The organism is Streptococcus dentapri (assembly GCF_042649885.1).
Lineage (GTDB): Bacteria > Bacillota > Bacilli > Lactobacillales > Streptococcaceae > Streptococcus > Streptococcus dentapri.
The window spans coordinates 21949-28225 of record NZ_JBHSAC010000075.1 but is presented as its reverse complement, the minus strand read 5'-3'; the positions used below and the strand labels follow the sequence as shown (position 1 = coordinate 28225).

7 protein-coding genes are annotated in these 6277 nt (G+C 39.1%); 1 reads left to right on the top strand and 6 read right to left on the bottom strand.

Annotation, left to right across the window (positions count from 1 at the left end):
- Positions 1 to 75 precede the first annotated feature (75 nt).
- Together ACFOSE_RS08955 and ACFOSE_RS08950 are read right to left on the bottom strand one after the other, a co-directional pair.
- A complete protein-coding gene (locus tag ACFOSE_RS08955; protein ID WP_380432593.1) occupies positions 76 to 1047 on the bottom strand; it encodes a helix-turn-helix domain-containing protein in 972 nt (323 codons plus the stop codon).
- Between the two features lie 26 nt (positions 1048 to 1073).
- On the bottom strand, positions 1074 to 1892 hold the full coding sequence (locus ACFOSE_RS08950) for an oxidoreductase (protein WP_380432591.1): 819 nt from the start codon (positions 1890 to 1892) through the stop codon (positions 1074 to 1076).
- 267 nt (positions 1893 to 2159) lie between these two features.
- Here ACFOSE_RS08950 and ACFOSE_RS08945 point away from each other — a divergent pair, with 267 nt between their 5' ends.
- A complete protein-coding gene (locus tag ACFOSE_RS08945; RefSeq protein WP_380432590.1) occupies positions 2160 to 3476 on the top strand; it encodes a metal-dependent hydrolase family protein in 1317 nt (438 codons plus the stop codon).
- Between the two features lie 180 nt (positions 3477 to 3656).
- On the opposite strand, the gene alsE is transcribed toward ACFOSE_RS08945, so the two are convergent.
- From alsE to ACFOSE_RS08925, 4 genes are read right to left on the bottom strand one after another with little or no spacing between them, the layout of a single operon-like run.
- Complete coding sequence (gene alsE / locus ACFOSE_RS08940; protein ID WP_380432588.1) at positions 3657 to 4346, bottom strand: D-allulose 6-phosphate 3-epimerase; 690 nt, start codon at positions 4344 to 4346, stop codon at positions 3657 to 3659.
- Between the two features lie 19 nt (positions 4347 to 4365).
- Positions 4366 to 5469 carry a PTS fructose transporter subunit IIC gene (locus ACFOSE_RS08935; RefSeq protein ID WP_380432586.1) on the bottom strand — a complete coding sequence of 368 codons (1104 nt, stop codon included), beginning with the start codon at positions 5467 to 5469 and terminating at the stop codon, positions 4366 to 4368.
- A gap of 14 nt (positions 5470 to 5483) precedes the next feature.
- Positions 5484 to 5933 (bottom strand): PTS sugar transporter subunit IIA, encoded by a 450-nt coding sequence (locus tag ACFOSE_RS08930; protein WP_380432584.1) that lies wholly within the window; start codon positions 5931 to 5933, stop codon positions 5484 to 5486.
- 15 nt (positions 5934 to 5948) lie between these two features.
- On the bottom strand, positions 5949 to 6260 hold the full coding sequence (locus ACFOSE_RS08925; RefSeq protein WP_380432582.1) for a PTS fructose transporter subunit IIB: 312 nt from the start codon (positions 6258 to 6260) through the stop codon (positions 5949 to 5951).
- Positions 6261 to 6277 lie beyond the last annotated feature (17 nt).

Here is a 6277-nt window from a genome sequence, read left to right as displayed (position 1 = left end):
CTCCTGTAGAGTACAGAAAACTGGCCGCATAAATGTGTTTTTCTTCTGTCCCATTATGTGGGTGCAGTGCCGATGTCATTGTTTTTCTCCTTTTTTATATTGTGTCAATGTTTTGCCGGTCCACTTCTTAAAAGCACGCAGAAAACTAGATCTTTCTGAGTAGCCTACTAAATAAGCAATCTCGTCAACCGACATGGGTAAATCAAGATAAGATAAAGCCATGGATTTTTGCATGTGCAAGACTTCTTCCTTAAAACTTGTATTTTCAGCAGCTAATTTACGCTGCAGGGTACGGGCATTGATCCCCAGTCTGTCAGCTATAGTTGCCAGAGAAAATTGACTACTGGGAATAGCAGACAGCAGCTCGTCCTGAACTGTCTGAGTGAAATTCCCCTCATTATCAAGCCGAGAAAGTTGCTGATTAAGACTTGGCTTTAAATGATACCACATGACATTATTTTCAGTGATAAAAGGTTTCTCAAGATCTATCTTTGATAATACCAGCATATTTCCTTTAGACTTTTGCGGCAGAATGCCAACTTCATTTTCAAGGAGTTTTCCATAATTATAGGGAGAATTTATCTGGCGAGGAAGAATCCGAATTCCTGTTCCCGTTCGTAAGAGACTTAAAAGAAGCAACTGTTCTTGCAGCAATAACATACGAGGAATCGGTAACTGTGATGAAAAATAGGCACAATTAATAGTAACTTCATCCCCTTTTTCATGAATCTGCACTTCTACTGGACCAACCAAGCTTTTATATTTTGCAAATCGCTGTAAGGCTGTCAAACCATTAGGACTTGACAAGGCTGCAAAAAAGGCTGGTACAAACATCTTAATGTTTTCAACCTTGCTCAAGGCCAATAGAGCTTCATCCGTAATCAGCTTATCCAAAGTCGCTATAAAGCGATAATAATCCTGAGCATTATAGATAAGCTCTTCTTGCCACAGCTTGTTAGACAGCTGCGCTTTTTGCAAAATCAACCTAAAGTCTATTCCCAATCCTTTTAAAAAGCTCTGAAATTGTTTCGTAATAATAAGTTTCATAATCTTATTGTCTAAAAATAATAGCCTTAAGTCAAACTCTTGACGACCAACCAGTCAAATATCTTAACAGGCAAGATTGTATGCAGAAAAACAATCGCTTTGGCACCACGACCGACAAGGTAACGTGGTTTAACCCGCCTAGCATTGGCGATTCTGACTATTTTTTTTGCTACAATATCAGCTTCAGAAACAAAGGCGGTTGAATATAGTTTTTCTATTCTCTGAGCGACCTTTTCTGCTATTTTTTTATAAGCACCGCCAGCTGCAAAAGCTCGTAAGTTCTCTGTGGCAATCTGACTCCAAGGTGTTTTAATACTACCCGGCTCAATAAGAACAACTTCAAGGCCAAATGACTTGGTTTCCATACGAAGACCATCAGACAAAGCTTCAAGAGCATATTTAGAGGCGTGATACCAAGTCCCCATAATAGTCGTTATACGGCCACCTGTTGAAGACATATTGATAATGCGCCCTGACTTCTGAATTCGCATATATGGAAGAACTGCTTGAGTCAGACGGGCCAGACCAAAAAGATTAACTTCAAATTGCTTTCTAGCATCCTCAAGGGGAACATCCTCAAGCGCACCATAAGCAGCATAGCCTGCATTGTTGATTAATATATCAAGTCTGCCTTCTTTTTCAATAATCGCTGCAAGGGCTTGTTTTATTGTCTTCTCCTTTGTAAGGTCAAGGTAAATCGGATGAACACCAGCTTGTTTCAGATTTTCCATTTTTTCCAAACGTCTGGCCGCACCATAAACTTTGTGCCCTTCCTGAGCTAAATTTTGTGCTGCTAGATAGCCAATCCCCGAAGAAGCCCCTGTCAGTAAAATCACTTTAGACATCTTTTTCTCCTTTACGGAAAATTATAAATCAAGGACTACTCCTCTGCATAGGACAATCAATGACATTTTTATGACAGTTAGTGCCAAAAATCTTACATTAACAAAATCTAGAATTGAAGAATTAAATACACACTATAGGAGAGCTTAAAATATAATTTTCTTTCTTCTAGATAAAAACAGTAGACTTTTGATTTCTCTTCATCATTATTTTATAATCTAGCCAACTATAAAACGATAATTTATCAACATATTTTTTAAGGAGATGTTATGTCTGCAACAATAATCCGTAATGTTCGGTTAATTCATTTAGAAACAGCTGCTATTGATTCGACGCATATTTTTATAAATAAACAGGGTATTATTGAAAAAATCAGTCCTGTTCTTCCAGATGATTTTGAACATTATCATATTATTGAAGGAAACAATCACTTTGTTCTGCCTGGACTCATTAATCTCCATGCTCATCTTTTTGGAAACGGAAATGCCTTATCTGCTCCCTCAACCCCTTTTTTAAAGCACTTGACTTTCCGTCTTATAAATACCCAACTAGGTAAAAACTGGTTGCGCTCTATCATGAGAAAAAACGCCCAAACCGAATTACAAACAGGAGTTACAACGATTAGAGTCGTGGGTGAAGGACTCTATCAAGACATCCTGCTGCGCCAACAAATAAATCATGGAGAGTTTATAGGGCCAACCTTAAAGGCTTCAGGGCCTATGCTAAGCGCTAAAGATGGACATGGTACCCCTTTTGTTGCTAGAGAAAGTACCTCTATTTCCGACTATATTCAAAACTGCCATCAAAATATTGAAAGTGGAGTTGATTGGATAAAAATCTGTATTACAGGCGGCGTTACTGATGCTAAGGCTTTAGGTCAAGCGGGTCAAGTCCAAATCCCCTTAGGAGAAGTCGAGGCGATTTGTCAAGAAGCACATAAGCACGATATTTTGGTGGCAGCCCATGCCGAAAGTACGAAAGGCATCAGAATTGCTTTAAAGGCAGGTGTTGACTCTATAGAACATGGTTTTAGCATGGATGAGGAAATAATACAGCTCTTTAAAAATAATCCTAAAGCTTACAGAGGATATAGTGTACTTGTTCCCACTTTTTCACCAGCTATTCCTTTTGTTAAACTTTCCAGAAAAGATCTCGGAGTCACTGAATTGGTTTATCAAAATGGGAAGGCTATTTATCAGGGAATGCTTAAGGGCTTTCATCAGGCTCTCCAAAATAATATTACTATTGGCATTGGCAATGATGCTTCTATGACGCTAGTGACTCACTACGATTTCTGGCGAGAACTAGTTTACTGTAAAAAACTTGGAAAACTTAGCAATCAAGACGTTCTTAAAATGGCTACCAGTGGGAATGCTCACATTTTGGGAGTAGAAGATGAATATGGTACAATTGCTGTCGGTAAAATAGCGGATGTTATATTGCTAGAGCAGAATCCTCTTGAAAATCTCAAAGCTTTAAAAACTATTAGTCTGGTCATCAAAAAGGGAATCCCTGTTGACAAAACACAGTTACCAAAACTTAAAAAAGTTGACAGACTTTTAGAAAAAATGGACGATAAGGCTTAATTGGGCCAGATTGAAAAGCGTTTTATTTTGACAATACCCAAACACATTGAAATTAATAAATTTTTGACCAAAAAAACACTTCTGTTTTCCAGTTTACTGATTTTCAACAGAAGTGTTTTTCTTATATCTCAATTTATAAGATTAATACTAAAATCCTGCAGTTCTTTAAGCTAAAGTCAACTATTCTAATTTCTTACCTGTCATCTCTTCATAATCTTTACGCATGATGGCCCAAGAATCAGCTATATTATCTGTTAGAGAAAAGAGTCCGCTGCGACCTACAATGTAAATATCCGGTCCTGCTTGATCAATTCGTTTGAAAGTTTTTCGGCTGGATGAGCCATCCATTTCAATGAGATAGTGGTAATCAGCTTGAGCCCGCAATTTTCTTAATTGAACAATTTTATCTAACATGGGCTCTAAAAATCGCTGACCCGCAAAACCTGGATCTACGGTCATAATCGTGACCTTATCCAATAAATCAATGTAAGGGAAAATGTCTGTAACGTCTGTTTCAGGATTGAGGACCACCCCTGCTTTCAAACCGGCATCATGAATTTGATCAATCAGACGAAAAGCTAAACCACTAAGGACTTCTGCGTGCATACAAATCCACTCACACTTGAGATCTATCATTTGCTCTACCCAAAAGGTTTGATCGGTAACCATCAAATGTGCTGACAAAGGCAGCCTAGAGAGTTTTCTTACCTCTCCCATAAACCAGGGTGAAAGCGTGATATTGGGAACAAAATGACCATCCATAATATCAATATGATAAGAGCTTACATGTTCATTAAGGAAGGTAATCTCCTCTTTAAATTTATCTAAGTTCATACACATCAAAGAAGGTGATATTTCAACTGCTGACATCTGTACTGCCTCAACTTTCTTATAAAATTTCTAAATCATCAAGATTAATATCTTCTTCATCTTCTAAGCTTGTTTGGATGACTTCTTCTTCAGCTACAGGTTTTTTTATCAGAGCATAGACAAGACCGGTCACTAAAATATTGATCAGTAGACCACAGATACCAGCCAGCGGGCGTGTCATTGTAGGAATCATCAGGACTCCACCAAAAGGTACAGAAGAATCAGCTCCCATAGTCATAGATACCGCGCCGCCTACTGCACCACCGACTGCTGTCGCAATTAAGCCAGGAATCAAATTATTCATGACAATTGGGATGACCCCTTCAACAATATTGACGATACCCATGGGAACAGCCGATTTTAGCGTTTCAATTTCGTCCCTCGTATAGATATTCTTCCGCATCAATTTAGCAATAAAATGAGCCAAACCAAAACCGATAGGAGTTGCCGTATTAACCAATTGAAGGGCTGTCAAAGGTTCTTTTACTCCTTCAGCTTGCAAGGTCAACACAAAGGCATAGACAGTTTTATTGAGCGGTCCACCAAAGTCTACTCCGCTGAGAATACCAACTACTGCCCCAAAAACGATACGTGAGGATGAGCTTAGTCCCTTCAAAGCCGTTGTCAACCAGGTCGTAAAGGCACCGATAGGGCCACCGATTAGATAAATCATAATCAAACTGCTGACAAAGGCTGTTACGAAAGGAACAATCAGGGTCGGCATTAAGCCCTTGGCCCAATTAGGAACTTTAAGATTGCGCAGAATATAAAGTGCCAAGAAACCTGAAATATAACCACCAAGAATTCCACCGATGAAACCTGCGCTAATACTATTAGCGATTAACCCAACAACAAATCCGGGAGCAATACCTGGTTTCCCAGCAATGGAAAAAGAGATTCCTGTCGCAATAACAACTGGGAGTAGACCGAGTGCTTTACCGCCCATTGTAGCCATCGCATCCCAAAAAGTAAATTTTCCCATAACCAAGGCATCCTGAGACTGACCCCCCATAGCCATACCGATGGCTACTAGGAAACCCGCACCGCAGACAATGGGAATCAAATAGGAAATAGCTGTCAGTAAGTGTTCTTTAAAATTTGCTTTTTTCAGTAGTTCTTTCATTTTCATCCTCCTATTTATGAAAACGCCGCTAAAATATCATCCGGATTTTTGGCCTTTAACAAGCCTTTAACAACTTGGTCATTGCCCAGTTTTCTAGCAAAAAGAGAGAGTAGTTTTAAATGCTCCTTGGCTGCCTGCGAATCCGATCCTACCGCAAATAAAATGACAACTCGAACTCCTTGACCATCCAGACTTTCCCAAGGAATTTCTTTATCGTTAATACCTATTGCTACAGCAGGAGCCACAACAGAGTCACTCTTACCATGGGGGATAGCTACAAAATTTCCAATACCTGTTTGACCTTGGGCCTCACGTTCATAAACATCCTTGATAAAATCCTGACAATCTGCAATTTTTCCTTCTTCTAAAAATAACTCAGATAGGCTTTGTAAGATATCATCTTTCGTTTCTACCGATAAATGCGTATTGATGAGCTTTGGATTTATCGCATTTTTTGCTTCCATAATCTATCCTTTCTCTTATTGTGTGGCTACTTCTGCCAGTTTAGCAATCAGCTTGTTAGGAGATTTAATGGCAACCTCGGTAGGGACTTTGACTATTTTTTTCCCTTGGAAGCGATCTTCACCTGAAATTTTAACGTCAATCGCTAGAATAACAATATCCGCTTCAGCAATATCTTGACCACTAAGTTCATTTTCAATACCAATGGTTCCTTGAGTTTCGATTTTAACATCATAGCCTGCTTTTTTAGCGGCTGCTTCTAGTTTTTCTTGGGCAATATAAGTATGGGCAATCCCCACGGTGCACGCTGCTACTCCAACAATTTTCATATTTCTGTCCTCTCAGT

Bases quoted from the DNA above. Each gene is read 5' to 3' on its own strand.
- ACFOSE_RS08935 (WP_380432586.1), bottom strand. From the start codon at position 5,469: ATGAAAGAACTACTGAAAAAAGCAAATTTTAAAGAACACTTACTGACA.
- alsE (WP_380432588.1), bottom strand. From the start codon at position 4,346: ATGTCAGCAGTTGAAATATCACCTTCTTTGATGTGTATGAACTTAGAT.
- ACFOSE_RS08925 (WP_380432582.1), bottom strand. From the start codon at position 6,260: ATGAAAATTGTTGGAGTAGCAGCGTGCACCGTGGGGATTGCCCATACT.
- ACFOSE_RS08930 (WP_380432584.1), bottom strand. From the start codon at position 5,933: ATGGAAGCAAAAAATGCGATAAATCCAAAGCTCATCAATACGCATTTA.
- ACFOSE_RS08955 (WP_380432593.1), bottom strand. From the start codon at position 1,047: ATGAAACTTATTATTACGAAACAATTTCAGAGCTTTTTAAAAGGATTG.
- ACFOSE_RS08945 (WP_380432590.1), top strand. From the start codon at position 2,160: ATGTCTGCAACAATAATCCGTAATGTTCGGTTAATTCATTTAGAAACA.
- ACFOSE_RS08950 (WP_380432591.1), bottom strand. From the start codon at position 1,892: ATGTCTAAAGTGATTTTACTGACAGGGGCTTCTTCGGGGATTGGCTAT.